Origin of the sequence: Acidovorax sp. 107, assembly GCF_003058055.1 — a bacterium.
GTDB lineage: Bacteria > Pseudomonadota > Gammaproteobacteria > Burkholderiales > Burkholderiaceae_C > Acidovorax.
The window spans coordinates 1577368-1601525 of record NZ_QBTZ01000001.1 but is presented as its reverse complement, the minus strand read 5'-3'; the positions used below and the strand labels follow the sequence as shown (position 1 = coordinate 1601525).

Genomic DNA, 24158 nt, shown 5'->3' with positions numbered 1-24158 from the left:
CTGCAGCGCTTGCTGCCGTTCGATTCGTATAGCCGAACTCACGCTATGTACCGCATAGCGGCCATGGCCACGCGCTTCAATCGATGTCTTTAGGCTGCCAGCAGGGGCGCAGCGGTCCCGCTCTCACGGTCGACTCAAGCTTGGAGTGCCCCAGGAGCAGTTGCAAGGCACGTAGGTTTTTGGTGCGCCTGTAGATCAGCGTCGCCTCGGTTGCGGTGAAGTCGCGTGTTGTCCCGTCGTCGCTGGCCCGCCGAAGGCGAAGATCTTCCGGGAGCTCACGCACTGGTACCTTGGCGTGCCTGCCGCGTTCCCGCCGTATCGGGTGAGGTTGGCGGGATTCGGCGCCTGATGGCCACGCTTTTCTGAGGGCGACGACGCATCGCACGCTAATGCTGATGGCCTCGACTAGTAGAAGACGCTCGATGTTGATTTCCACGCAAAGCTGACCCACCATTTCCATCGAATCTTGACCCACCCTGGTTCGTGAGCTTCACGCTCACGTTGTGGATAAGTTCTTGGTCGCCTTCTCCTTCTTGGTGGTCTGTGGTGGTTGCTGTGCGGAGCTGTTCTTGAACCTGTAGCTGTCGTTACCCGTTTCCAGAATATGGCAGTGATGCGTGAGTCGGTCCAGCAGTGCCGTGGTCATCTTGGCATCCCCGAACACACTGGCCCATTCGCTGAAGCTCAGGTTGGTGGTGATCACAACGCTGGTGCGCTCGTACAGCTTGGACAGCAGGTGGAACAGCAAGGCTCCTCCTGACGTGCTGAATGGCAGGTAGCCCAGTTCATCCAGGATCACCAGATCGGCATAGGCTAGGCGGTGCGCGATCTGCCCCGGCTTGCCCTGGGCCTTCTCCTCTTCCAGTGCATTGACCAGCTCCACCGTGGAGAAGAACCGCACCCTGCGGTGATGGTGCTCAATGGCTTGCACCCCGAGGGCTGTGGCGATGTGGGTCTTGCCCGTACCCGGGCCACCCACCAACACCACGTTGTTGGCGTTCTCCAAGAATTCGCAGCGGTGCAGCTGGCGTACCAGTGCCTCGTTCACCTCACTGTGGCCGAAGTCAAACCCAGCCAGGTCCCGGTACGCCGGGAACCTGGCCACCTTCAATTGGTAGGCCACCGAGCGCACCTCTCGCTCGGCGGTCTCGGCCTTGAGCAGTTGGGACAGGATGGGCTGCGCCGCATCGAAGGCCGGTGCACCTTGCTCAGCCAGTTCTGCAACTGCCTGGGCCATGCCGTGCATCTTGAGCTCGCGCAGCATGATCACGATGGAAGCGATGGCAGGGTCATGACGCATAGCGCACCTCCCTCAATTGGTCGTAACGAAGCACATTGGCTTGGGGTTCCACCGCCAGCTTGAGGGCCTGCGGCGATGTGACCGGTGCTGGGGCGGGCTTACCGTCCAGCAGGCGGTGGAGCACGTTCAGGATGTGGGTCTTGCTGGCAGCCCCTGACTCCAGTGCCAACTCCACTGCAGCGAGCACAGCTTGTTCATCGTGGTGCAGCACCAGTGCCAGTACCTCCACCATCTCCCGGTCGCCGCCGGGTTGCTTGAGCAAGGTGGCCTGCAGTCGCTTGAAGGCCGCTGGTAGCTCCAGGAATGGGGCGCCGTTGCGCAAAGCTCCTGGTTTGCGCTGCAGCACCGCCAAGTAGTGGCGCCAGTCGTACACGGTCTGACCCGTACCGTGGTGGTTACGCTCGATCAGGCGCTGATGCTCGCACACGATCTGGCCTTCGGCGGCGACCACCAGGCGATCGGCGTAGACCCGCAGGCTCACCGGCCGATTGGCATACGGCGCCGGCACGCTGTAGCGATTGCGCTCGAAGTGGACCAAGCAGGTGGGTGAGATGCGCTTGGTGTGCTCCACAAAGCCATCGAAGGGCCGGGGCATCGGCATCAAGGTTGCCTTCTCTTGAGCCCAGACATCCGCGACGGTGCCCGGCAGCTTGCCGTGCTCGATCTCGTGCCACAGCGCCACGCAGCGCTCTTCAAGCCAGGCATTGAGATCGGGCAGGCTTTGGAATGGCGGCACCACCTGCCACAGGCGATGGCGGGCATCGCGCACGTTCTTCTCCACCTGGCCCTTCTCCCAGCCCGACGCGGGATTGCAGAACTCGGCCTCGAACAGGAAGTGGCTGACCATGGCCGCAAAGCGCGCATTGACGTCGCGCTCCTTGCCACGGCGCACCCGGTCTACAGCGGTGCGCATGTTGTCGTAGATGCCACGGCGGGGCACGCCACCCAGGACTACGAATGCATGGTTGTGGGCATCGAACAGCATCTCGTGCGTCTGCAGGGGGTAGGCGCGCAGGTAGAACGCTCGGCTGTGGCTGAGCTTGAAGTGGGCTACCTGCAGCTTGGTGCGCACGCCAGCGAGAACAGCCCAGTCCTCGCTCCAGTCGAACTGGAAGGCCTCACCCGGACCGAAGGTCAGGGGAACGAAGGTGCCACGGCCAGTGGTCTGCTGTGCCACAAGGCGCTGCTCGTGCCAGAGGCGCGCAAAGGCCGCCACACGGTTGTAGGAGCCGCCATAACCGAGCGCCTGCAGATCCACGTACATCTGCTTGATGGTGCGCCGCTGCTTGCGGGATCGGCCAGCTTCCGTCTTGAGCCAGCCGGCGAGCTTCAAGGCGAAGGGATCGAGCTTGGATGGACTGACCCGCTTGGCATAGTGCGGCTCGGCCTCGCCTACGCGCAGGTACTTGCGGATGGTGTTGCGCGAGAGGCCCGTGCGGCGGGCGATCTCCCGGATGGACAGCTGCTCTCGCAGGGCCCAGCGCCTGATGACACTCAGTGTTGCCACGTCTATCACTCCTGGTCTCCTGCTGCTCAGCAAAGCAGCAGGTTAGGGTTAGTACGTGGGTCAGGTTTGGATGGAAATCCCGGGGGTTAGTGGGTCACTTCTGCGTGGAAATCAACAGACAGTTTGCTGAGCGCATGCCGACAGCTTGCGCACCGCAGGATTACAAGTTTGTTATGTTCATAGCGCCCACTCGGGCGTGCCGTGTGGCCCGCACGGCCGGCGCGCCTGCATGCTTGCGCGCGTGCCGACTGCGTTCGAGACGCCAGTACAATTTTCTGGATGCGCTCCCCACTGCTTGTTCTTTTGCTGGTGCTTTTGCCGCTGCAATTGGTCTGGGCTGCAGTGGGGCCGCACGACAGCGCGCCGGAGTACGGGGTTTCGCTCATGACAGCACGGCACTTGTGCGAACACCACCAAATGGGCCTGGCTGCGGCCGACGAGAAGCGGGCTCGGGAGTCAGCTCGAATGGGCACTGCCGCTATCGAAGTGGAGTGCGGCACATGCCACGCCCAGGGTCCAGAGGCGCTGCCCGCGCGGCGCGGCGTTTGCGCGGCCGTCGGGCAGGAGCACTTTGGCATTTCTATCAGAGCGCGCTGGTCCCCAGTGCCTGCCAGCCGTCCCGAACGTCCTCAGTGGCACGCCCTGGCCTGACCAGGGTATCGCCCAGCAATCCACTGCGATCCCTGCCAAGCGTGCCGCCCCCTGTGGGCCGGCCTTGACGCATGCCTTCGGGATCTCTTCATGTCCATAGCCATTGGGCCGCCTGGCCCGCAAACCACCGCAAGTAGTCCTGCGACACCCCCTTGCTGCACTCCCCTGAGGATGCAATGGAGGCACCGATGAAAAGGACCTCATTGCTGCTTCTAGCCGCCTGGTTGACCGCTGTTGTGGCAACTGGCTGCGCGCTGTTCATCGGCGAGGTGATGGGCATGGCCCCCTGCGTGCTGTGTTGGTATCAGCGCATTGCCATGTTCCCCTTGGCATTGGTGCTGGGCATGGCCTTTTACAGCGATGACCGCCGGGGAGCGGTCTATGCCTTGCCCCTGGCGATTGCAGGCGCGGCCGTAGCGGGGTACCACAGCCTTCTGGCTGCAGGCCTGGTTCCCAGGGCATGGGTTCCATGCGCTGTAGGAGTGTCCTGCGCCGATCAGAAGCTCGACTTTTTCTATGGCATTGAACTGCCCTGGCTTTCCTTGACGGCGTTCATTGTTATCGCCGTTTCACTCTGCCTTTATCTGCGCAAAACAGCAAAATGATCCACCGCAAATACATCATCGCCCTCGTGCTGGGCGTCGCACTTGCCGCCTTCGGGGTAGGTGCGAGTCTCTACCAGAGCCGTGTGCACAGCAAGCAAGAGCAGCAGGCCTCCGAGCAGTCTGAGCGGCTGGTGCGCATGCATTCGCCGGTCATCGGTCCCCGCGAGGCGCCCGTGACAATTGTCGAATTCTTCGATCCCGCGTGTGAAACCTGCCGCGCTTTCTATCCGGTCGTGAAAGATCTCATGAAGCAGTATCCTACCCGGGTACGGTTGGTCATTCGGTATGCGCCGTTTCACCAGGGCTCGGGAGAGGTGGTCAAGCTGCTGGAGTCCGCCCGGCGGCAGGACAAGTACCTCCTGGTCTTGGAGTCCCTGCTGGCGGCACAGCCACAGTGGGCAGACCATGGAAGTCCCAATCTGGCATTGGCCTACAGTGCGGCCGAGCAGGCAGGTCTGGACATGGCGAGAGCTCGGGCCGACATGGCATCGCCCACGCTGGAAGCGATGCTGCAGCAGGATGTGCAGGTCCTGACTGCCCTCAAGGTCGACAAGACCCCGACCTTCTTTGTGAATGGGCGGCCATTGCCCAGCTTTGGCGCCAAGCAACTGGCTGAGCTGGTAGCCCAGGAGGTCTCCAAGGCGGGCAAATAGGCATCGTGCGTCCCGGGTAATCGCTAGTGGGAATGGGCATGCTCCTTGGGCTGCGCAGGCTGGGCCTTGGCGGCAGGCTCGACCCGCGTGCCGCGAAGCAGGCGCAGTCCATTGCCCACGACCAGCAAGCTGGCCCCCATGTCCGCAAAAACGGCCATCCACATGGTCGCAGTGCCCACCACCGCCATCACCAGAAAAACGCTCTTGATACCCAGCGCCAAGGTGATGTTCTGCCAGAGAACGGCATGGGTGCGCTTGGACAGGCGCACGGTCTCGGCGACGCGCTGCAGGTCATCGTTCATGATGACCACGTCGGCCGCTTCCATCGCTGTGTCGGTTCCCGCACCGCCCATGGCAAAGCCGATGTCGGCCTGCGCCAGCGCCGGCGCGTCATTGATGCCATCGCCGGTCATACCGGTGGCGCCATAGCGCTTTTGCATCTCCTTGATAGCATCAAGCTTGGCTTCGGGCAGCAGATCTCCGCGGGCATCATCAATGCCGGCCTGCGCTGCGATGGCCTTTGCAGTGGCCGTGTTATCGCCTGTCAGCATGACCGAAGTCACTCCCAGTGCCTTGAGATCGGCGATGGCCTGTTTTGAGGTCTCGCGAATGGTGTCCGCTACCGCGAAGAGCGCCAGGACGCGCGATTCGTCTGCAAGAAGGGTGACCGTGCGACCTTGCTTTTCGTGGATGGCCAGCTCCGCCTCCAGTTCCGGCCCGCACAATCCCTGCTCGTGAATCAGCCGGTGATTGCCCAGCACCAGGCGCGCACCATTGACCCAGCCCTCGACACCGCGCCCCGGCAAGGCCTTGAAGCTCTCAGCCTCTGGGCCTTGCGCCTCCAGGCCCTGAACAATCGCCTTCGAGACCGGGTGATCGGATCGGGCCGCCAGGCTGGCCGCCATCAGCTGGATTGCGGACTCATCGCCGGCACCCCACACCTGCCACTTCACCAACTTGGGTTTGCCCTCGGTGATGGTGCCCGTCTTGTCCAGCGCAACGGCCTTCAGGAGCCGGGCGTCTTCCAGGTAGGTTCCGCCCTTGATCAGGATCCCGCGGCGCGCTCCCGCGGCCAATCCGCTGACCACTGTGACGGGTGTGGAAATGACCAGAGCACATGGACAGGCGATCACCAGCAGCACCAAGGCCTTATAGAGCGCCTCCAGCCAGGTCAGGCCCATCAGGAAAGGGGTCAGCACCGCTACCGCCACGGCAATGGCGAAGACAGCCGGGGTGTAGATCGAGGCAAAGCGGTCGACGAAGCGCTGCGTCGGTGCACGCGTGCCCTGCGCCTGCTCCACGGCCTGGATGATCCTGGCCAGGGTGGTGTTGCTGGACAAGGCAGTAACCTCAAACTCCAGTTCACCAGTTTCGTTGATGGTCCCTGCGAACACCTGGTCGCCAGGCGCTTTGTCCACTGGAATGCTCTCTCCAGTCACCGGCGCCTGGTTGATGGCCCCGTTGCCCTTGGTCACCTTGCCGTCCAGGGGCACCCTCTCGCCTGGCTTGATGCGCACGGTTGCTCCAATGGCCACCGAAGCCACCGGTGTAGCAGACCACGACCCATTTGCTCCCAGAACCAGTGCCTCTTCCGGCGCCAGTTCCAGCAAGCCCTTGATGGCGTTGCGGGCCCGGTCCACTGCCTTGGCCTCGATGAGTTCGGCAATCGCATACAGGGCCATCACCATGGCGGCCTCGGGCCACTGACCGATCAGGAATGCCCCGGTGACTGCCACCGACATCAGCGCATTGATGTTGAGCTTGCCGCGCAAAAGTGCCGCAATGCCTTTTTTGTAGGTGTCGATCCCCGCCAGCCAGATCGCCACGGCGGCGATGGCCATGCCCGCCACCTTCCAGACCATTTGGTCCGGTGCAAAGAACGACAAGACCTCTGCCCCAGTCGCGAACACCAGCGCAGCCACCAACCGGGTAATGCCACCTGCAAAACCATGTCCATGGTCGTGGTCGTCGGCTGCTCCGCCCGCCTGTCCACCCTCGGAGCTGGCCACAGGCTGCGGATCGAAGCCCGCTTTCCGGATAGCGTCGAGTGCCAACGGGAAGGTGCTTTCCTCTGCGTCGATCTTCAGCGTCCGTGCGCCCAGCTGAAAACCCAGGGAGCGGATTCCACCCAGAGGTTCCAGCGCCCGGCGAATCTCCGCCTCCTCGGCACTGCAGTCCATGGTCGCTATGCGAAACACCCGGCCCTGGCCACCCTGAGTGTGTGCCGCAGTAGACACCGGCTGTGGATCGAAACCCGCCTTGCGGATGGCATCCAGCGCCAAGGGCAAGACACCATCCTCTGCATCGATCTTCAGCGTGCGCGCGCCCAGTTGGAAGCCCAATGACCGGACTCCCTCTAGAGGTTCCAGCGCCCGGCGGATCTCTGACTCCTCGGCGCTGCAGTCCATGGTGGCGATGCGCAACAGCGTGCCTTTGCCTGGGCTGCTTGCGGCGGCAGGAGGCGAGGCAACGGTACTGGAGCAGCCCGAGGAGCAGCAGGTGTCATTAACGCTAGAGGAAGTGCTGGTTTCTGATTTCATGGCCTAATTGGAAACCCTGTAGTGACCTTAAAGTCAAGCGACTCCCCAAATCTCGCCGCCTTGTCCTACGGAAACCAGATTTTGCAAAGGACGCTTTATGAAAATCGGCGAACTTGCCAAGGCCACCGGCACGCAGACTGAGACCATCCGCTACTACGAGCGCGAGAACCTGCTGCCGATCGCGATGCGCACAGAAAGCAACTACAGGGTCTACGACAGCAGTCATGTCGAGCGTCTGGCCTTCATCCGCCATTGCCGATGCCTGGATATGACCCTCGATGAGATCAGGGTGCTGTTGCATTTCAAGGACGCTCCGGATGAAAACTGCGGCGCGGTGGACGCACTTCTTCAGGAGCACATCGGGCACGTGGTGTCTCGCATCCGGGAACTCCAGGCACTGGAGTCGGAATTGCGCAGCTTGCAGCAGCAGTGCTCACCAGGCCACCTCGCCGGTGAGTGCGGCATCTTGGGCGGCTTGGCCACTGCGGCACTTCAACACAATCACATGCAGCCCAGCGAGGCCCACCCGCCAGGTGCTCATCATGATATTGGCGTGGCTCCGAGGCAGCGGGCCAACAAACGACGCTGATTTTCAGTGAGCGCGAATTTCTAACCCGACACTTGTCACCCCATTCTCTGACTTGGCCACCGGCTTGCCCTGGTGCATGCGGGCAATCGCGCCCACGATGGCCAGACCCAGGCCGTGGTTGCTCTGCCCATGGCTGCGAGCAGGATCTGCCCGGAAAAACCGGTCAAACAGCTGGGGAAGTATTTCGGGATCGATGGTGTTGCCGTAGTTGGTGACGCTGATCAACACGCGGTCCTCGTCACCAGTTCTCAAGTTGATCTGAACGATGGAGCCGGTGCTCGCGTAGCGGGTTGCGTTTCCCAGCAGGTTGGACAATGCCCGGCGCAACAACGGCACATCGAAGGTGCCATGCGCATCGCCGACCACTTTCGCGGTGAGACCCGCCTCGGCCAGCGCTGCCTCGTGGTAGTCCAGCACGTCGGCCGCCACCGATGCCAGGCTAGCCACGGGCGCGCGACGCGCTCCCACGCCCCGATCTGCCTGGGACAGGAACAACATGTCGTTAACGATACCGGTCAGGCGATGCAGCTCCTCCAGATTGGACGCCAGCACCTCGCGAATATCCGCTTGCTCGGGGCGCCGCAGCGCCAGTTCATTGTTGGCAATGAGCGTGGCCAAAGGCGTGCACAACTCGTGCGCCACGTCCGCATTGAAGCCCTCCATCTGGGAGTAGGCCTTTTCAATGCGAGCCAGGAGTGCATTGAACTGGTCGATCAGCGGCACGAGTTCAAGGGGCTGCTCCGCGCCATCGAGCCGCTGGTGGAGGTTGTCCGCCGAAACGGCGCGCGTCTGGCTGGCCAGTCTTCGAACGGGCGCCAGGCCCAGGTTGACCAGGGAGAAGCCGCCCAGCGAAACCACGACGGCCCCGCCAATGGCTGCCACCAGCAATGTGACTGCAAGACGGTGCAGCAACTGGTTGTCGGTCTGGATGTCCAGCGACAGCTGGACGCGCAAACTCTTTGAGGCCGTCTGGCCCGAAGCCAGTGCCACTTCGAACTGCCGCTGGCGCCAGACCGTCTTCGCATTCTGGTTGCGGGTATGGGCGTAGAGGATGGCCCCATCGGCCTGCGCGACTTCAAGCGAAAGATCTCCGTGCCCTACCAGGAAATCATCGAGCTTGTGAGCAAGGTCTTCCGAATCCCCGTGCTCCTTGCCGTCCACCAGCAAGTGCCGGATGACGTTTTCCTTTTGCGCCAGCGTTTCCTCCTGTCGATCTCGGAAGTTGAATTCGGTCACCAGGTAGACGGCCAGACAGACCAGCCCGAGCCCGGCAAAGCTCTGAAGTGCCAGCCACCACGACAACCGCTGGCGCAATGAGCGATGTTGGATCAGGGCCTTCATCCGTTGCGCTCTTCCATGACGTACCCCATACCGCGGATGGTGTGCAGAAGCGCGGTGTCAAAGGGCACATCGATCTTGGTACGCAGGCGCCGTATGGCGACCTCCACCACGTTGGTATCGCTGTCGAAGTTCATGTCCCAGACCTGCTCGGCGATCTCCGTGCGGGACAGCACTTCTCCCTTCCTTCTCAGAAAAAGGGTCAACAGCAGGAACTCCTTGGCAGTTAACTCCAAGCGCTGACCGCCTCGGGACGCCTTGCGCCGCACCAGGTCGACATCCAGGTCGGCCAAACGCAGTTGCGTGGGCTCTGCCGCGACCCGCGCACCTTGGGTGCGCCTGAGCAGAACCTGGATGCGGGCGCTCAACTCAGAAAACGCAAAGGGCTTGACCAGATAGTCATCCGCACCCGTCTGAAGTCCGAGCACCCGATCCTCGACACTGACCCTGGCTGTGAGCATCAAGACAGGGGTCTGCCTGGTCTTGCGAAAGGCCGTCAGCAGGCTGAAGCCGTCGATCCCTGGGAGCATCGCGTCCAGCACCAGCAGATCGTGGCCGCCTTCAAGGGCCATGTGTAGGCCGTCCACCCCGTTATGGGCGACGTCCACCACATAACCGACCTCTCCGAGGCCCTTGCGCAGGTACTCGGCCAGCTTGACCTCGTCTTCAATGAGCAGAATTTTCATGGTGCCATTCTCGAAGAATGCCGCCTGTTCGTAGATTACGAATTTGTCATCTGGCTGTTGGCGCCTTGTCGAGGTCCGATTTTTACAGTACCCCCTGTGTCGAAAGGCATAGCCGCGGTAGATCGCCGCTGGCTCATTCGAATCAAGGGACCACACCATGACCGTTCGCAAACCCCTCGCACTCTCCCTGATTGCCCTGGCCATTGCGGCCCCAGGCTTGGCATCTGCTTCGGCGCTCTACCATCCAGCCGGTGGCGAAGTGGGAATGACCACCCATCCCGACCACGTCCAAAGCAACGTGTCCCGTGGCGAAGTGCTTCAGTCTGTAGAAGCCGCGCGCAAGGACGGTACGCTGGCGATCTTGTCTCGCGGTGGTGCACTGCCTGTCAAAGCAACGGGTGGCTCCAAGACGCGTGAGCAGGTGCAGCAGGAGTACCTGAACATGTCAGCCGCTGAGAAGCAGCGCAACCAGGAACTGTACGGCGCGGGCGGCTGATCGGCACACGAAGTCTTCTTGACCGCGTGCTAGACTCAAAAAATGCGCCGCCTGATCGTCGTTTTTATGCTTGCATTGCTCCCGTTCCAGTTCAGCTGGTCCGCGGTGGCTGCTTATTGCATGCACGAGAACTCGACCGACCAGGCCCAGCACCTTGGGCATCACGAGCACAAGCACGAAGCCAAAAGCGGGGTCGGCCAAGCCGACAAGACCAGCCAAGGCACCGACATGTCCGATGTCGACTGCTCGGTTTGCCATGGTGCCGGCATCGGGGCCCTCAACTGGTCCTGCGCCAAACATCGCGTCTCCCATGACAGCCGCGTGGACTCACCGTCGGGCGAGCGCCTGGCGGCTGTAACGCCCACACCTCCCGACCGCCCACAGTGGCCCGTCCTCGCCTGATCGGCGGGGGCATCTCTCCTTCTTTCAGTCAGTCGTGACCGCCCCTTGGCGGCTGCAGTTGTGCGTGTCGCGGCTGCACTGACTGACGAGTTGCCAGGCAGCTGCACGGTTGCCACCCCGCCGATTCCCTCGTGTTTTGAAATCACTGGAGAATCGGATGTTCAAGGGTATTTACCTTCAAGGAAAGCCGCACGCATGGGGCGGCCGCACGAAATTCAGGCTCGCAGCAGGTGCCGCGGCCATATTGCTGACCTTCTCGGGCGGGGCCTCTTCTCAGGGCATGTCGCAAGGCACAGTCGGTGGAGTACAGGCGCCCCAGACTGCCGCGGTGTCTCCCGCTGAGCCTCTGTCGCTGGCCAAGGCCATCGAGTTGGCCTTGGACGGGAATCCAGAGGTGGCTGCCGCTACCCGCCAGTTGGAGGCAACAGAAGGGCAGATTCTTCAAGGGCACTCACGCCCCAATCCCGAGCTTGCCTATTCGCTGGAAGACGCACGCTCCAAAACACGTACGCAAAGCTGGCAACTCAACCTCCCCGTGGAATTGGGTGGAAAGCGCGCAGCGCGTACCAAGGCGGCCGAAAAATCACGCGAGCAGGCACAGGCCCAGCTCGCTGAGCTGAAGGCCACCGTGCGAGCCAATGTGGCCGCAGCCTACTTCGACGTCCTGACGGCGCAGGAGCGATTGGCGCTCGCCAAAGACAGCGTGGCATTGGCCAAGTCGTCAACGGATACCGTAGCCAAGCGCGTAGCCGCTGGCAAGGTATCACCTGTGGAAGAGTCCAAGGCCCGCGTTGCGGAAGCCGGCGTTCGCGTCGAGCTCGCACAGGCAGCCAGCGAACAACGCAATGCACTGTCTCGCCTGTTTGCGCTGTTGGGACAGATCAACGCGCCGTTCACCGTCCTCGAGGGCAAAGCCGACCACCTTCCCGCGGTACCGCCCCTCGCCGATCTTCAGCCCTTGATTTCTTCTTCGCCAGGCGTTGTCCTTGCGCGGATCGAGGTGGATCGGCGCCAGGCCCTGACTGCACTGGAGCAAAGCAAGCGCGTGCCCGATGTCACCGTCAGCGTCGGCATGCAGCGCAGCAACGAGACCCAACGCAACGTCCTGCTGTTTGGTGTCTCCGTGCCTCTGCCTGTGTTTGACCGCAACCAGGGCAACCTGCTGGAAGCTCTCAAGCTTGAGGACAAGGCCCGCGACGAGTTGCAAGCGGCCACGGTACGCCTGCACAGCGAAGTGGCGCAGGCGCGCGAACGCCTTTCGACCATCACTGCGGAGATCCAGTCGCTGCAACAGGACGTTCTGCCCGGCGCGAAGTCGGCCTACGACGCGGCCACCATTGGCTTCGAGAACGGAAAGTTCAACTTCCTGGAGGTGCTCGATGCCCAGCGCACCTACTTCACCGCCAAATCCCAGTACCTCAAAGCCCTGGGCGAGGCACACCGCGCGGCGGCGGATGTCGACCGCCTGCTTGGGGCCAGCACGGTTTCCGGATTGATCGCAACGCACAACTGAGCATGACAATGAACATCAGCACATCCTCCATCAGCAAAAAGCATCTCATCGCTATTGCCGTTGTCCTCGCGCTAGGGGTCGGGGCAGGAGCCTTCATCCTACAAGGCGGCGGCAAGCCCACTGCAGTCGCCGCCGAGGGCGATGGCCACGGCCACGGCAGCCATACCGAGGCCAAGGGGCACGGTGATGGAGAACACCACGGCAAAGGCGGTGAAAAAGGCCACGACGACGACAAAGGCCACGCCGATGGCGAGCACCATGAAAAGAGCCAGGCCAAGGGCCCCCACGGTGGCACAGTGTTCAAGGAAGGCGACTTCAGCCTGGAAGCATTGCTGTCCGAAGACGGTGGCGAGCCTCGGCTGCGGATCTGGCTGTCCGACAAGGACAAGCCGCTCCCCCTGAACACGGTAACGGTCACGGCAACAGTGACCCGCCCCACAGACGACAAGCAAAACCTGACGTTTGCCGCAGAAAAGGACAGCCTGGTCAGCCGCGAGATCGTCGCCGAACCCCACGCGTTCGACATCGAGATCATTGCGCAGACGGCCACCGAACCTTTCATGTTCGTGATGAGCAAGGAAGAGGGAAAGATCGAACTGACCGATGCCCAGATCAAGGCCGCCTCCATTACGGTGGACTCTGCGTCGGCAGCCAACATCAAGACGGCGCTGCTTTTGCCCGGCGAGATCCGGCTAAACGAGGACCGGACATCGCACGTGGTTCCCCGTCTGGCGGGTGTGGTGGAGAGTGTCAGCGCCAGCCTGGGCCAGGTCGTCAAAAAGGGGCAGGTTCTGGCCGCCATTGCGAGCCCGACCGCTTCGGAGCAGCGCAGCGAGCTGCAGACGGCGCAAAAGCGCCTGGCGCTGGCCAAGACCACCTACGAGCGGGAAAAGAAGCTGTGGGAGCAGAAGGTCTCCGCCGAACAGGACTACCTGCAGGCCAGGCAGGCGTTGAGCGAAGCGGAGGTCGCTGTTGCCAACGCCAATCAGAAGCTCAGTGCGCTGGGCCTGTCCACCTCGTCCGAGTCCGGACTGAACCGTATCGAACTGCGCGCGCCCTTTGACGGCATCGTCATCGAGAAGCACCTGAGTCTTGGCGAGGCCGTCAAGGAAGATGCGGCGGTGTTCACCATCTCGGACCTTGCCACGGTGTGGGCTGAGATCAATGTTCCTGCAAAGGATCTGCCGTCGGTGCGGGTGGGCGAGAAGGTCACCATCAAGGCCACCGCCTTCGATGCCTCCGCCACGGGTACTGTCGCTTTCGTGGGCGCGTTGATCGGTGAGCAGACCCGTACCGCCAAGGCCCGCGTCGTTCTTGATAACCCCAAGGGCGCCTGGCGCCCCGGCCTGTTCGTCAACGTCGAGGTGGTGTCCGAAGAAACGGCAGCGCCTGTGACCATCTCGGCCGACGCAGTCCAGAACGTCGGAGAAAAGCCCGTGGTCTTCCTCAAGGTCGACGGCGGCTTCATCGCCCAACCTGTGAAGCTGGGCCGAAGCGATGGCAAGCGCATCGAGGTCCTGTCGGGCCTCAAGCCCGGCATGCCCTACGCCTCGACAGGCAGCTTCGTCGTGAAGTCCGAACTCGGCAAGGGATCTGCCGAACACACGCACTGATCCCGGAGCCCATACATGTTTGAAAAACTTATCCGATTCTCGATCGAGCAGCGATGGCTGGTGCTGCTGGCGGCCCTGGGCATGGCGGCGCTGGGCGTCTTCAGCTACCAGAAGCTGCCCATCGACGCGGTCCCCGACATCACCAACGTCCAGGTTCAGATCAACACCCAGGCCGCCGGTTATTCGCCTCTGGAGACCGAGCAGCGGGTCACGTATCCCATCGAGACAGTCATGGCCGGCCTGCCGAACCTGGAGCAGACCAGGTCGCTGTCACGGTACGGACTGTCGCAAGTGACCGTCATCTTCAAAGACGGAACCGACATCTATTTCGCGCGCCAGTTGGTCAATGAGCGCATCCAGGAAGCCAGAGACCGGCTGCCCGCCGGCATCACGCCAGCCCTGGGGCCCATCTCAACCGGTTTGGGCGAGATCTATCTGTGGACCGTCGAAACCAAGGATGGGGCCAAGAAGCCCGATGGCAGTCCCTACACCCCGACCGACCTGCGCGAGATCCAGGACTGGATCATCAAGCCGCAGCTGCGAAACGTTCCTGGCGTGACCGAAATCAACTCCATTGGCGGCTTTGCCAAGGAGTACCAGATCGCCCCCATCCCGGAACGACTGGCCTCGCTGGGCGTGACGCTGCAAGACGTCGTCACGGCACTGGACCGCAACAACGGCAACGTGGGCGCTGGGTATATCGAAAAGCGCGGCGAGCAGTACCTGATTCGCGCCCCTGGACAGGTCAAGTCGCTGGAGGACATCGGCAACGTGATCCTCAGCAGTGCCAACGGTGTTCCTGTGCGCGTGCGCGACGTGGCCGACGTGGGCATTGGCCGGGAGCTGCGAACGGGTGCCGCAACCGACAACGGGCGCGAGGTGGTTCTCGGCACGGTGTTCATGCTGATCGGAGAAAACAGCCGGACCGTCTCGCAGGCAGTGGACAAGAAGATGCTGGAGGTCAACAAGAGCCTCCCAGAGGGCGTGCACGCGGTGACGGTCTATGACCGCACCGTGCTCGTCGACAAGGCCATCAATACCGTCAAGAAGAACTTGCTGGAAGGCGCGGTACTGGTGATCGTGATCCTGTTCCTCTTTCTGGGCAATATCCGGGCCGCAGTCATCACGGCAATGGTCATCCCCTTGTCGATGCTCTTCACGTTCACCGGGATGGTCCACTACAAGGTGAGTGCCAACCTGATGAGCCTGGGGGCCCTGGACTTCGGCATCATCATTGACGGAGCTGTGGTGATCGTGGAGAACTGCGTTCGGCGGCTCGCCCATGCGCAGGCGCACCACGGCCGGCCGTTGACGCGGGCCGAGCGCTTTCATGAAGTGTTCCTGGCATCCCAGGAGTCGCGCCGCCCATTGCTGTTCGGACAGCTCATCATCATGGTGGTGTACCTGCCCATCTTCGCGCTGACGGGCGTGGAAGGGAAGATGTTCCACCCCATGGCCTTCACGGTGGTTGCCGCTTTGGTGGGCGCGATGATCCTTTCTGTGACCTTCATCCCGGCAGCTGTGGCCCTCTTCATCGGCAATCGGGTCAGCGAGAAGGAGAACTTTTTGCTGGGCCACGCCAAGCGCCTGTACGGCCCCATGCTTGATCGCGTGATGGGCGCCAAAACGCTGGTTCTCACCATTGCCGCGGTTGCCGTGGTCCTGTGCGGACTGATCGCGACCCGCATGGGCAGCGAGTTTGTACCCAACCTCAATGAAGGCGACTTCGCGATCCAGGCACTGCGCATTCCGGGCACCAGCCTTTCCCAGTCGGTGGCGATGCAGCAGCAGATCGAAAAGACGCTGAAAGCGAAGTTCCCCGAAATCGAGCGCATCTTCGCCAGAACCGGTACTGCGGAGATTGCTTCGGACCCCATGCCGCCGAACATTTCGGACGGGTACATCATGCTCAAGCCGATGGATGAATGGCCCGAGCCTCGAAAGACCCGTGATGAGCTGCTCGCGGCGATCCAGGAAGTCATTGGCAAGATCCCCGGCAACAACTACGAGTTCTCCCAGCCCATTCAGCTGCGATTCAACGAGCTGATCTCAGGGGTGCGCAGTGACGTGGCCGTGAAGATTTTCGGTGACGACATGGACGTGTTGAACAAGTCCGCTGAAGAAGTCTCCGCCATGCTGCAAAAGATCCAGGGCTCCTCCGAGGTCAAGGTCGAGCAGACGACGGGCCTTCCGATGCTCACGGTGAACATCGACCGCCAGAAGGCAGCGCGCTACGGGCTGAACGTTGCCGACATCCAGGACACCGTGGCCACGGCCATCGGTGGTCGTGAGGCCGGCACCATGTTCGAGGGGGACCGCCGGTTCGACATCCTGGTTCGCCTGCCTGAGGCGCTTCGCAATGACCTGGAAGGCATGAAGCGGCTACCCATACCGTTGCCGCGGTCTGCCGGTGGCACGGAAGCCAAGACGAATTTCATCCCATTGGGTGAGGTCGCATCGTTCGAGCTGGCACCCGGCCCCAACCAGGTCAGCCGAGAGAACGGCAAGCGCCGCATTGTCGTGAGCACCAACGTGCGCGGACGGGATGTGGGCTCGTTCGTTGCAGAGGCCGAGCAAGGCCTGGCGCAGATCAAGATCCCCACCGGCTACTGGACGAGCTGGGGTGGCACCTTTGAGAACCTGCAGTCAGCCACCAAGCGCCTGCAGATCGTTGTACCGGTCTCCCTGCTGCTGGTCTTCGTGCTGCTGTTCGCGATGTTCGGCAATGCCAAGGACGGTTTGCTGGTCTTCACCGGCATCCCATTCGCATTGACAGGGGGCATCCTGGCGCTGTGGCTTCGGGACATTCCGATGTCCATCTCCGCGGCCGTTGGCTTCATCGCGCTCTCTGGGGTGGCAGTGCTCAACGGCCTGGTGATGATTTCCTACATCCGCAGCCTGAGGGAAGGCGGTGTCGGCCTGGACGAAGCGATCAGGGATGGCGCCCTGACCCGCTTGCGCCCGGTGCTGATGACCGCCCTGGTGGCCTCGCTGGGATTCATTCCCATGGCCATCGCCACAGGCACCGGCGCGGAAGTCCAGCGTCCTCTGGCCACCGTGGTGATCGGTGGAATTCTTTCATCCACGCTGCTCACGCTGCTCGTGCTGCCGATTCTTTACCGGCTGGCCCACAGGCCCGATGAAGAAGCCGAGGACGTGTCTGCCGAGCCCTCCCACCCGGACGCACCGAAGCCTGTGTAGTCAAAGGCGGTCCCGCTGATCGCGGGACCTTCCCATTTCTCCAACCCCAAAGGAACTGCCATGAAACTCTCCCACCTCTTTCTCGCCCTCACGGTATCGATCTCTGGCGCAGCCATCGCGGCTGACAACCACGGCCACGACGTCAAGCCGATGCATGGTGGTGCTGTGGCGGAAGCCAAGGACGTCGAGTACGAATTCGTCGCCAGTGCCGACAAGCTGCAGCTCTTCATGCGCGACCACGGAAAACCCGTTGCCGTGGCGGGGATGACCGCCAAGGTCACCCTGCTGGCCGGCAGCGAGAAGCAGGAGGTTCAACTCCAAGCCGGTGAGGGCAAGTTGGAAGCCGCGGGTAGCTTCAAGGTCCCCGCCGGTACCAAAGCCGTGGTCGCCGTCTCGAAGGCCGGCAAGTCGGTCGCCTCGGTCCGCTTCACGCTGAAGTAACACCAACGCCGCCCGAAGCATCGCTCCAGTCCATGCGAACGACACCGCAGTGGCGGGTCCGTACCGCCCCTCGGCGCTGTGCATGTCCTTGCCCTTAGAGGCAAAAAGGAGCGATCCATGTCAATGCAGGCGGCCCAGGGTGGGCTTTTCGCCAAGCTGTTCTGGATCTGGATCAGCTTGTTGGTCTCTGTGTTTGTGTTCTGGCGGCTGCGGCACATGTGGCTCAAGCGCCATCCCCCGATGGACGTTCGAACCAAGTACAGCCGGCGACTGGCCAAGAGACTGAGGGACCGGCAAATAACGCGCTTGAAGTGCCGGACCACGGGTAAGCCTCGGCACCGGCGACGTCACTGAGCGCCAAGGCCGGACGAGGACCGCGGACTGAACGCGGTCGATGACATCACCAGACTGAATCTGAGGAGACAGACCATGGGAAAAGGTTCCGACCACGCTTTGCCAGCGGCAGGAAACGAAAAGGCTTTGCGCTACGCGCTGATGCTCACCGGCGGTTTCATGCTGGCAGAGGTCATTGGCGGCGTCATGCTCAACAGCCTGGCTCTGCTGTCCGATGCCGCACACATGTTCACCGACGTGGCGGCGCTGGCCATTGCGCTGGCGGCCATTCGGGTCGGGCGCCGGGATGTCGACGACCGGCGCACCTTTGGCTACCACCGATTTGAGATCCTGGCCGCCGCGTTCAATGCCTTACTCCTGTTTGGCGTTGCGGCGTACATCCTTTATGAGGCGTGGCAACGCTGGAGCAACCCGCCGGCAGTCCAGACCACTGGGGTGCTGGTGATCGCTGTACTGGGCACGATCGTCAACCTCGTGAGCATGCGCCTTCTGTCCTCAGGCAAGGATTCCAGCCTCAACGTCAAAGGAGCCTACCTTGAAGTCTGGAGCGACCTGCTCGGCTCGATTGGGGTCATCGTGGGGGCGCTGGTCATTCTGTTCACAGGGTGGAACTGGGTCGACACCGTCATTGCCGTGGCCATCGGCTTGTGGGTGCTGCCGCGCACCTGGATCCTCCTGAAAGAGACGCTCAACATCCTGCTCGAAGGCGTCCCCGAAGGCATCGATCTGCCTCAGCTCAAGCGTGCGCTCCTGGACCTGCCAGGGGTGGTGTCCTTGCATGAACTGCATGTCTGGGCGGTCAGCAGCGCCAAGACCAGCCTGAGCGCTCACGTCGTGTACAACCCGCAAGCGGCAGACCCTGGCACCATGCTGGCCGCCGTCAACCAGTTGCTGGCGAAGCAATTCGAGATCACCCACACCACCATTCAGTTGGAAACCCAAGCCTGCGGTACGGCTGCCGCCGGCACTTCGAATGCTGGTGCGGATCACTGGAAAGCACCCGTGTGATTTCCGCGTGGACGACCACCCTCCGTTCCTGCTTTGCACAGCGCTGGGCAAACAGGTGGCGCCTGCCAGCGCTGTGTGTCGTGGCCATGCTCGCCGCCGGCTGCGCCACCCCCGTGTATGAAAACTCCCTACCGTGGGCGGAGGGTTGGCGCGTGGGCAAAGTCAGCAGGGTTGAAGCCACTGCTCAGGACCTGGCGTTCTACAAGCGCCGGTGCAAGGCCGATCAGTTAGATCGTGCGCAAGAGCGGTTCGCCATTGTTCAGTGGAGAGAGGTGGGTCGGTCGCGCTGGACCGTTGCGCGTCTGCCTGCAGATGTAGCCGTGGTTGCTGGAGAGCCGGTCTACGTCAAGGTTTGGGATTGCTCGGCAGCCCTCGTCAAACGTGAGATGAACTAGAGCACAGGCGAGCTCAAGTCGGCCGATTCAGATACCTCACCGGTCGCACCCGGTGTGCACGAGTGAACGGCGCTGGTGCCCACCACCACGGAGCGTGAGGGCGGGCCAGCCCAGCGCGACTGGGCTCTGGATCTGATGTTCAGAGATCGCGGCCATTGGAGTGGCCCGATTGCGCGGCCGTCGAGCCCGCGTGGTGCTGGTGGTATTGGCCAGGGTAGATTTCATTGAGCTTGCGGCCGTCCTCGCCGGCGGCCATCAGGTCCCCGGTGTGGATAGCCTCTGCCAGTTCCTCCTTGACCTGCTCGCGTGTCTTGCCTGCTTGCGCCATCTTGGACGGATACAGGTTGGGCTGCAGTTCATTGAGCCGTGATCCGGATTCCCCGGCGGCAAGCATGTCACCGCTGCGAACAGCCTGCTCCAGTTCCGCGCGCACCTGGTCCCGGGTCTTGCCCAGCACCGGGGTCTTCAACTGGTAGCCACCGGAGTTGAGCTCACTGACTTTGGCGCCGATTTCCCCGCCGGCCATGATGTCGCCGCTGCGCAGGGCTTGCGAGAGCTCGGCTTTGACCTCCTCGCGTGTCTTGGACTGGGCGCCATGGCTGGCATCGAAAGCGAATGCAGGGGCTGCGCTCAGCGCGAGGATGATGAGGGTGGTCTTGAGTTTCATGTTGGTCCTTAAGGTCAATGGTTGGAAGCGAAAATTTGTGCCTTGGATGGGCGGAGTCGATTGCATTGCGTGTGCCAGGCCCGAGGGCCCTCAGCCGGTCACGGCGCCTGGTGGGCTTCGACCCAGCCGATCTCGCCGCCCAGGTCGCGCACGCCATTCGTAGTGGCGGGGCCCTTTTGAGCAGCTTGAAGTTCATCCAGAACCTGTTGCCTGCTCTTGTTTGACACCGGTGCTTTGACCAGTGGATAGGTGGCGGGGTAGCCGCGGCTGATCCAGTGCAACGAACCGTTTTGCTGCGCAACGAGCACGTTTTGCTGGACGTCTTCACGGCTGACGGTGCGGCCCAGGTGAGATGGCACGAAAGTGGCACCTTCTTCCTGGCTAGGACTGGTGTGAAACGCGGTCGAAGCGAAAGACGCCGTAGCAGTGGCTGCCAGGCTGAATGCGATGAGGGCGAAACGAGCTTTCATGGGGTCTCCTTGAGCACTGAACGCCCGGGTGGGAATTCAGGAGGCACAACCTTCTTGCACCTCGGAGACAAGTCTAGAAATCCGGCACCCACATGCCGCTGACCGCAGCATTACAGTTTTGACAGCACTGTGTCTAAGCGTAGCCACGGAGGTTCACAAAGGCCTATGCCGCAAAGCCTGCGGCGGACAAGCGCCTTCCCGAGGCGATTCGCGCAAGTCCGTCCCTCAGCCAGTCATGCCCGACTTCCACCAATACCAGGCGCCCAAGCAGGCAGCGAGCCACAGTAGTACAACAACGACTGCGCCGACTTTGCTGGTCGGCTTTGCTGCTTTGGAAGCCATCCACTCATCGGCTTGTGTTCTGCATTCAGCCAGGACGTCCGCCGGCAAAAGTTTGATAGCGACCCATATCAGGCCGGGGAGCAGCAATACATCATCCAAGTACCCCAGCACTGGTATGAAATCCGGAATCAGGTCGATCGGGCTGAGCGCGTACGCCACGACAAACACTCCAAGGGCCTTTGCGTACCAGGGGGTGCGTGGATTCTTTCCTGCAAACCACAGCGTCACTCCATCGCGTTTGATCCGCCTTGCCCAGGTTCTTAGATCGCATGTGATGCTCATATCGATAGCATGCCACGGCCCCATGTCTGATTTTTAACGCGCGACCGCGCAACTGAAAAACCACCCCTCCCATCGCGTTACATGCTGCGGCCCCCCCATTTTTGCGGGCTTTGAAGTGATCACAACAGATAAACCCTTATTAACTAGTCTGAATTTTTCGTGAAATCCCAATTTTTCATTGCCACACCCAGTATGTAATATCATGGTATGTAATACGGTACGAAAAAATCGGAGGATGCCATGGCCAGAGCCGGAATCTACAAGTCTGAGGTGCTGCGAGCCAGGGATAGGCTGATCAGCCAAGGCAAGTACCCGTCCATCGATGCGGTGCGCGTCGAGTTGGGCAATACCGGCTCCAAGGTGACCATCCACAGGTACCTCAAGGAAATCGAGGACGAGGAAGCCGCCGCTACGGCACCGAAAATCAGCATCAGCGATGAGCTCGCGGAATTGGTAGGCCGCCTGTCCACCAGGTTGGAGTTTGATGCCAATGCGAGGGTCGTTGCACTGATGGAGGAGTTCAACGCCAAGGAAGCGCAGTACAAGGCCAGCCTGGAGACCTCCAAGAGCGAAACAGCCGCGGCCAGGCGGCAGCTGGAGCAGACCCAACTGGAGTTGGCCAGGGAACGCGAATCCCTCGAGCACGCCAACAGGGAGTTGGCCCTCAAGGCGATCGAGCAGGCCCAACTGGTCGAGCAAACGACCCAGCTGCAGACCCGGCTTGAGAGTGCCCAAGCACACAGCCAGTCCCTGGAAGAGAAGCACACCCATGCCAGGGAGGCTCTGGAGCATTTCCGCGAAGCGTCCAAGGAGCAGCGCGAGCGCGAGCTACGCCAGCACGAGCAGCAACTGCAGTACCTGCAGACGGAACTGACTAAGGCCAATGCGGCTGTCTCGGCCAATCAGCAGCAGATGCGCAACGACCACCAGCAGAACCAGGCACTCGCGCGGGAGTTGGGTCAGGCCAGGTCGCAACTCCAGAGCCTGGAAACGCAGCTGCAGGCGGCGCAGCAAACTGCCCTCGGCCTTGCCGAAGTACCCCAGCAACTTGAAGATTTGACTGCGAAGGCCTTGAGTCGAGAGCAAGACCTCGCCCGTCTGCAGGCGGATCTGCTTCAGGCCACTCAGCGCAATCTGGAGCTGGAGCGGCAACTCGCAGCAACAAGCGCGGCTGACGCGGCGCGCCAGCAGCTGACGGCGGATCTGATGCGCCGCCTGGATACGTTGCAGGCGCCGCAAAGCCACACCAACGCATGACCGCAAGACTGTGTTGAAGACTGCCAGAGGCGGTCTATCTCTCATCGGCGCTCCCCATCACAATGGAGAAAGTTGCGTCCAAGCTTCCGTTATGGAGATCCCAGTGCCCAAGACACTCACTCAAATGAAGAAACGCCTTGAAGAGGCGATGAGCGAAGTCCGTGAAGCCGAGGAAATCATTCCACTGTTGAAAGAGGTAATCGCCAAGTTCGAATTGGAGCCAGCCGATCTGTTCGAAGCAACCACTGCCAACGCAAGAAAGATTCAATCTTTGACCTCAGAGACCGGGAGACCCCCAGCCGGCAAACCTGTCCTGTACGAGGATGCAGTTGGGAATACTTGGGCAGGAAAGGGGCGGCGACCCTCTTGGTTGAACGAAGCCATCGCGCGCGGGAAAACGCTGGAAGAATTTCGAACTCGCGGAACACCTTTGCGCAACGCTAAGTAGTTGTTCTAAAAAGAGATTTCTCCATAACCTTCCGATCCGGCACAAAAACCGAGATCACCCCAGTTTCCAGCACGATCGCGGAGCCTCACCCGACGTCACTACTCGACGAGTTTCTAAAACGCACCGACACCAGACGTAGGGACCAACGCAACGGTGAGTTGGTCGACCCAAACAAAGTCGACCAGCGCTTCACTCTCGACGTTCAATGTGAGCTTTTTGGGCAGACGATCCTTGGTGGCGATATTGATCTCACAGGTGACGCAATAGCCGTCGCAATACGCTTTGAACAACGCGGAACCCGACCATGTACCGTCCTCGTCAAGGTGCGGCCCCGCACCGCTCTCCCAAACGAAGTCGGAGGCATCAACAACGTCTGTACACGTCTCACCCCTGTATTGCTCCTCCCCTTCCTTGAGCTCTATCAGTTCCCCGTCTTCATCTCGATCACGCCGTAAGTAAGTCACTTTGACAGAGCCGGCAAGTTCTGGTTTCATACGTTTCTCCACGGGTTGATGAGGCCACGATTCTGCTTCAGAAGATGGGGGGCAGATGCAAACATATCGGACATCTTTCCGGTTGTGCCCCGTGGGACTCAATGCAATTCGGGTACCCGATCCTAAATTTCTTCAGTCACATATCACCCCAGTGACCTGACCACCGTCTGCCCCTTGGCAGTCGCACAACGCCCATAAAGCCCGGCAAGCTCATCTCGAGTTGCCGGGCTTTATGCCGTCCTGGTCGGAGTTCTCTGTCTTTCTGGTTCTCGGTTTTGCGATCTCGCGCCCTCTCAGCCCCGTGTGTTCACGCACCCGGGGCTTTTGCTTTTTGGGGCTGCCTGTTGGTCTGTCTATCTTGGTTTTCTGGTTCTTTCACCCGCATGTTCTTTCAAGGAGATTTCCATGCTCACCTGTCCCCAATGCCAATCCCCACGATTGGAATCCCGCGACCTCGGTCGCAATGCCGGCTGTGCTGTCGGCGCTATCGCAGGAGCTGCCAGCGGTGCAGCGAGTGCGCTGCGCGGTGCCCGACTGGGCGCTACTTTCGGCGCATTCGCCGGTCCTGCAGGATCCGTCCTGGGCGGTCTCGCCGGTGCCGCCCTCGGTGGCCTGGTTGGCGGCGCCATCGGTTGTGAGGTCGGCAGCAAGATCGGTGAAGCCGTCGATCAGAACTGCCTGGACAACTACCGCTGTCTGGAGTGCGGTCACACCTTTGGTCCTCCGCGCGACTGAGGTGCATGGGCGGTAGTCGTCCTACTGGTTCCTCGACCTCGCGCTTCTTTGGCTTTCCGTTTCTCTCTCCCTCTCCCTTTCTCACTCCCCTGCCCCGGTTCCTTGTTCCAGCTGTGTGCTCTTTGGAGTCGCGCAGTGGCGCAGCCGTGGGCGGGTGGTTTTCGTGTTGTC

General features: G+C 61.6%; 23 protein-coding genes and 1 pseudogene. 14 read left to right on the top strand and 10 right to left on the bottom strand.

Going from position 1 to position 24158, the window contains the following annotated elements; all coding sequences use genetic code 11:
- Positions 1–76 precede the first annotated feature (76 nt).
- From C8C99_RS24410 to istA, 3 genes and pseudogenes are all read right to left on the bottom strand, one after another.
- Positions 77–268: pseudogene (locus C8C99_RS24410) on the bottom strand (hypothetical protein); the annotation flags it as partial.
- 228 nt (positions 269–496) lie between these two features.
- Positions 497–1300, bottom strand: coding sequence for an IS21-like element ISThsp10 family helper ATPase IstB (gene istB / locus C8C99_RS07660; RefSeq protein ID WP_108625308.1), 804 nt, complete (start codon positions 1298–1300; stop codon positions 497–499).
- Positions 1290–2816 (bottom strand): IS21 family transposase, encoded by a 1527-nt coding sequence (gene istA, locus C8C99_RS07655; RefSeq protein ID WP_108625393.1) that lies wholly within the window; start codon positions 2814–2816, stop codon positions 1290–1292. The genes istB and istA overlap by 11 nt, the downstream gene beginning before the upstream one ends.
- Positions 2817–3646: 830 nt before the next feature.
- On the opposite strand from istA, the gene C8C99_RS07650 reads away from it, so the two are divergent.
- Together C8C99_RS07650 and C8C99_RS07645 are read left to right on the top strand one after the other, a co-directional pair.
- Positions 3647–4063: a disulfide bond formation protein B gene (locus C8C99_RS07650; RefSeq protein WP_056419932.1), complete on the top strand. Its 417-nt coding sequence runs from the start codon at positions 3647–3649 to the stop codon at positions 4061–4063.
- Positions 4060–4716, top strand: coding sequence for a thioredoxin domain-containing protein (locus C8C99_RS07645; protein WP_108625392.1), 657 nt, complete (start codon positions 4060–4062; stop codon positions 4714–4716). Before C8C99_RS07650 ends, C8C99_RS07645 begins: the two co-directional genes overlap by 4 nt.
- Positions 4717–4739: 23 nt before the next feature.
- Here the strand turns inward: C8C99_RS07645 and C8C99_RS07640 are convergent, their stop codons facing one another.
- Positions 4740–7124, bottom strand: a complete 2385-nt coding sequence (locus C8C99_RS07640; RefSeq protein WP_056419714.1) for a heavy metal translocating P-type ATPase — start codon at positions 7122–7124, stop codon at positions 4740–4742.
- Position 7125: 1 nt separating this feature from the next.
- Here C8C99_RS07640 and C8C99_RS23910 point away from each other — a divergent pair, with 1 nt between their 5' ends.
- Together C8C99_RS23910 and cadR are read left to right on the top strand one after the other, a co-directional pair.
- A complete protein-coding gene (locus C8C99_RS23910) occupies positions 7126–7263 on the top strand; it encodes a hypothetical protein (RefSeq protein WP_158274164.1) in 138 nt (45 codons plus the stop codon).
- 90 nt (positions 7264–7353) lie between these two features.
- Entirely contained in the window at positions 7354–7845 is a 492-nt protein-coding gene (cadR, locus tag C8C99_RS07635; protein WP_056419711.1) for a Cd(II)/Pb(II)-responsive transcriptional regulator, read from the top strand.
- A gap of 3 nt (positions 7846–7848) precedes the next feature.
- Here cadR and C8C99_RS07630 read toward each other — a convergent pair whose 3' ends face one another.
- Both C8C99_RS07630 and C8C99_RS07625 read right to left on the bottom strand, forming a co-directional pair.
- Positions 7849–9186, bottom strand: a complete 1338-nt coding sequence (locus tag C8C99_RS07630; RefSeq protein WP_082493263.1) for a heavy metal sensor histidine kinase — start codon at positions 9184–9186, stop codon at positions 7849–7851.
- Complete coding sequence (locus C8C99_RS07625; protein WP_056419925.1) at positions 9183–9869, bottom strand: heavy metal response regulator transcription factor; 687 nt, start codon at positions 9867–9869, stop codon at positions 9183–9185. The genes C8C99_RS07630 and C8C99_RS07625 overlap by 4 nt, the downstream gene beginning before the upstream one ends.
- 157 nt (positions 9870–10026) lie before the next feature.
- Here C8C99_RS07625 and C8C99_RS07620 point away from each other — a divergent pair, with 157 nt between their 5' ends.
- The 7 genes from C8C99_RS07620 to C8C99_RS07585 all read left to right on the top strand — a co-directional run bounded on the left by C8C99_RS07620 (position 10027) and on the right by C8C99_RS07585 (position 18897).
- Positions 10027–10365, top strand: a complete 339-nt coding sequence (locus C8C99_RS07620; RefSeq protein WP_056419708.1) for a DUF4148 domain-containing protein — start codon at positions 10027–10029, stop codon at positions 10363–10365.
- A 42-nt stretch (positions 10366–10407) separates the two neighbouring features.
- Complete coding sequence (czcI, locus tag C8C99_RS07615; protein ID WP_056419705.1) at positions 10408–10767, top strand: cation efflux protein, CzcI family; 360 nt, start codon at positions 10408–10410, stop codon at positions 10765–10767.
- Positions 10768–10924: 157 nt separating this feature from the next.
- Positions 10925–12280 (top strand): TolC family protein, encoded by a 1356-nt coding sequence (locus C8C99_RS07610; RefSeq protein ID WP_056419702.1) that lies wholly within the window; start codon positions 10925–10927, stop codon positions 12278–12280.
- A gap of 2 nt (positions 12281–12282) precedes the next feature.
- Entirely contained in the window at positions 12283–13893 is a 1611-nt protein-coding gene (locus C8C99_RS07605; RefSeq protein WP_056419698.1) for an efflux RND transporter periplasmic adaptor subunit, read from the top strand.
- A gap of 15 nt (positions 13894–13908) precedes the next feature.
- Positions 13909–17094 carry a CusA/CzcA family heavy metal efflux RND transporter gene (locus tag C8C99_RS07600; RefSeq protein WP_056419696.1) on the top strand — a complete coding sequence of 1062 codons (3186 nt, stop codon included), beginning with the start codon at positions 13909–13911 and terminating at the stop codon, positions 17092–17094.
- Positions 17095–17154: 60 nt separating this feature from the next.
- Positions 17155–17535, top strand: coding sequence for a hypothetical protein (locus C8C99_RS07595; protein ID WP_056419692.1), 381 nt, complete (start codon positions 17155–17157; stop codon positions 17533–17535).
- Positions 17536–17964: 429 nt separating this feature from the next.
- Positions 17965–18897 (top strand): cation diffusion facilitator family transporter, encoded by a 933-nt coding sequence (locus C8C99_RS07585; protein ID WP_056419686.1) that lies wholly within the window; start codon positions 17965–17967, stop codon positions 18895–18897.
- A gap of 534 nt (positions 18898–19431) precedes the next feature.
- On the opposite strand, the gene C8C99_RS07575 is transcribed toward C8C99_RS07585, so the two are convergent.
- The 3 genes from C8C99_RS07575 to C8C99_RS07565 all read right to left on the bottom strand — a co-directional run bounded on the left by C8C99_RS07575 (position 19432) and on the right by C8C99_RS07565 (position 21053).
- Entirely contained in the window at positions 19432–19959 is a 528-nt protein-coding gene (locus tag C8C99_RS07575; protein ID WP_056419680.1) for a DUF4148 domain-containing protein, read from the bottom strand.
- Positions 19960–20057: 98 nt separating this feature from the next.
- A complete protein-coding gene (locus C8C99_RS07570) occupies positions 20058–20429 on the bottom strand; it encodes a DUF4148 domain-containing protein (RefSeq protein ID WP_056419676.1) in 372 nt (123 codons plus the stop codon).
- Positions 20430–20654: 225 nt separating this feature from the next.
- Positions 20655–21053, bottom strand: a complete 399-nt coding sequence (locus C8C99_RS07565) for a YkvA family protein (protein ID WP_056419922.1) — start codon at positions 21051–21053, stop codon at positions 20655–20657.
- 240 nt (positions 21054–21293) lie between these two features.
- On the opposite strand from C8C99_RS07565, the gene C8C99_RS07560 reads away from it, so the two are divergent.
- Both C8C99_RS07560 and C8C99_RS07555 read left to right on the top strand, forming a co-directional pair.
- Positions 21294–22310 (top strand): DNA-binding protein, encoded by a 1017-nt coding sequence (locus tag C8C99_RS07560; RefSeq protein WP_082493261.1) that lies wholly within the window; start codon positions 21294–21296, stop codon positions 22308–22310.
- A 103-nt stretch (positions 22311–22413) separates the two neighbouring features.
- The gene (locus C8C99_RS07555; protein WP_158274163.1) at positions 22414–22758 is read left to right on the top strand and encodes an H-NS family nucleoid-associated regulatory protein; all 345 of its coding nucleotides are present in this window, start codon (positions 22414–22416) and stop codon (positions 22756–22758) included.
- 113 nt (positions 22759–22871) lie between these two features.
- Here the strand turns inward: C8C99_RS07555 and C8C99_RS07550 are convergent, their stop codons facing one another.
- Positions 22872–23252 (bottom strand): hypothetical protein, encoded by a 381-nt coding sequence (locus C8C99_RS07550; protein ID WP_056419673.1) that lies wholly within the window; start codon positions 23250–23252, stop codon positions 22872–22874.
- A gap of 405 nt (positions 23253–23657) precedes the next feature.
- On the opposite strand from C8C99_RS07550, the gene C8C99_RS07545 reads away from it, so the two are divergent.
- Positions 23658–23987: a hypothetical protein gene (locus tag C8C99_RS07545; RefSeq protein ID WP_108625390.1), complete on the top strand. Its 330-nt coding sequence runs from the start codon at positions 23658–23660 to the stop codon at positions 23985–23987.
- The last annotated feature ends 171 nt before the right edge of the window (positions 23988–24158 follow it).

Bases quoted from the DNA above. Each gene is read 5' to 3' on its own strand.
- istB (WP_108625308.1), bottom strand. From the start codon at position 1,300: ATGCGTCATGACCCTGCCATCGCTTCCATCGTGATCATGCTGCGCGAG.
- C8C99_RS07650 (WP_056419932.1), top strand. From the start codon at position 3,647: ATGAAAAGGACCTCATTGCTGCTTCTAGCCGCCTGGTTGACCGCTGTT.
- C8C99_RS07645 (WP_108625392.1), top strand. From the start codon at position 4,060: ATGATCCACCGCAAATACATCATCGCCCTCGTGCTGGGCGTCGCACTT.
- C8C99_RS07640 (WP_056419714.1), bottom strand. From the start codon at position 7,124: ATGGACTGCAGCGCCGAGGAGTCAGAGATCCGCCGGGCGCTGGAACCT.
- cadR (WP_056419711.1), top strand. From the start codon at position 7,354: ATGAAAATCGGCGAACTTGCCAAGGCCACCGGCACGCAGACTGAGACC.
- C8C99_RS07630 (WP_082493263.1), bottom strand. From the start codon at position 9,186: ATGAAGGCCCTGATCCAACATCGCTCATTGCGCCAGCGGTTGTCGTGG.
- C8C99_RS07625 (WP_056419925.1), bottom strand. From the start codon at position 9,869: ATGAAAATTCTGCTCATTGAAGACGAGGTCAAGCTGGCCGAGTACCTG.
- C8C99_RS07620 (WP_056419708.1), top strand. From the start codon at position 10,027: ATGACCGTTCGCAAACCCCTCGCACTCTCCCTGATTGCCCTGGCCATT.
- czcI (WP_056419705.1), top strand. From the start codon at position 10,408: ATGCGCCGCCTGATCGTCGTTTTTATGCTTGCATTGCTCCCGTTCCAG.
- C8C99_RS07610 (WP_056419702.1), top strand. From the start codon at position 10,925: ATGTTCAAGGGTATTTACCTTCAAGGAAAGCCGCACGCATGGGGCGGC.
- C8C99_RS07605 (WP_056419698.1), top strand. From the start codon at position 12,283: ATGACAATGAACATCAGCACATCCTCCATCAGCAAAAAGCATCTCATC.
- C8C99_RS07600 (WP_056419696.1), top strand. From the start codon at position 13,909: ATGTTTGAAAAACTTATCCGATTCTCGATCGAGCAGCGATGGCTGGTG.
- C8C99_RS07595 (WP_056419692.1), top strand. From the start codon at position 17,155: ATGAAACTCTCCCACCTCTTTCTCGCCCTCACGGTATCGATCTCTGGC.
- C8C99_RS07585 (WP_056419686.1), top strand. From the start codon at position 17,965: ATGGGAAAAGGTTCCGACCACGCTTTGCCAGCGGCAGGAAACGAAAAG.
- C8C99_RS07575 (WP_056419680.1), bottom strand. From the start codon at position 19,959: ATGAAACTCAAGACCACCCTCATCATCCTCGCGCTGAGCGCAGCCCCT.
- C8C99_RS07570 (WP_056419676.1), bottom strand. From the start codon at position 20,429: ATGAAAGCTCGTTTCGCCCTCATCGCATTCAGCCTGGCAGCCACTGCT.
- C8C99_RS07565 (WP_056419922.1), bottom strand. From the start codon at position 21,053: ATGAGCATCACATGCGATCTAAGAACCTGGGCAAGGCGGATCAAACGC.
- C8C99_RS07560 (WP_082493261.1), top strand. From the start codon at position 21,294: ATGGCCAGAGCCGGAATCTACAAGTCTGAGGTGCTGCGAGCCAGGGAT.
- C8C99_RS07550 (WP_056419673.1), bottom strand. From the start codon at position 23,252: ATGAAACCAGAACTTGCCGGCTCTGTCAAAGTGACTTACTTACGGCGT.
- C8C99_RS07545 (WP_108625390.1), top strand. From the start codon at position 23,658: ATGCTCACCTGTCCCCAATGCCAATCCCCACGATTGGAATCCCGCGAC.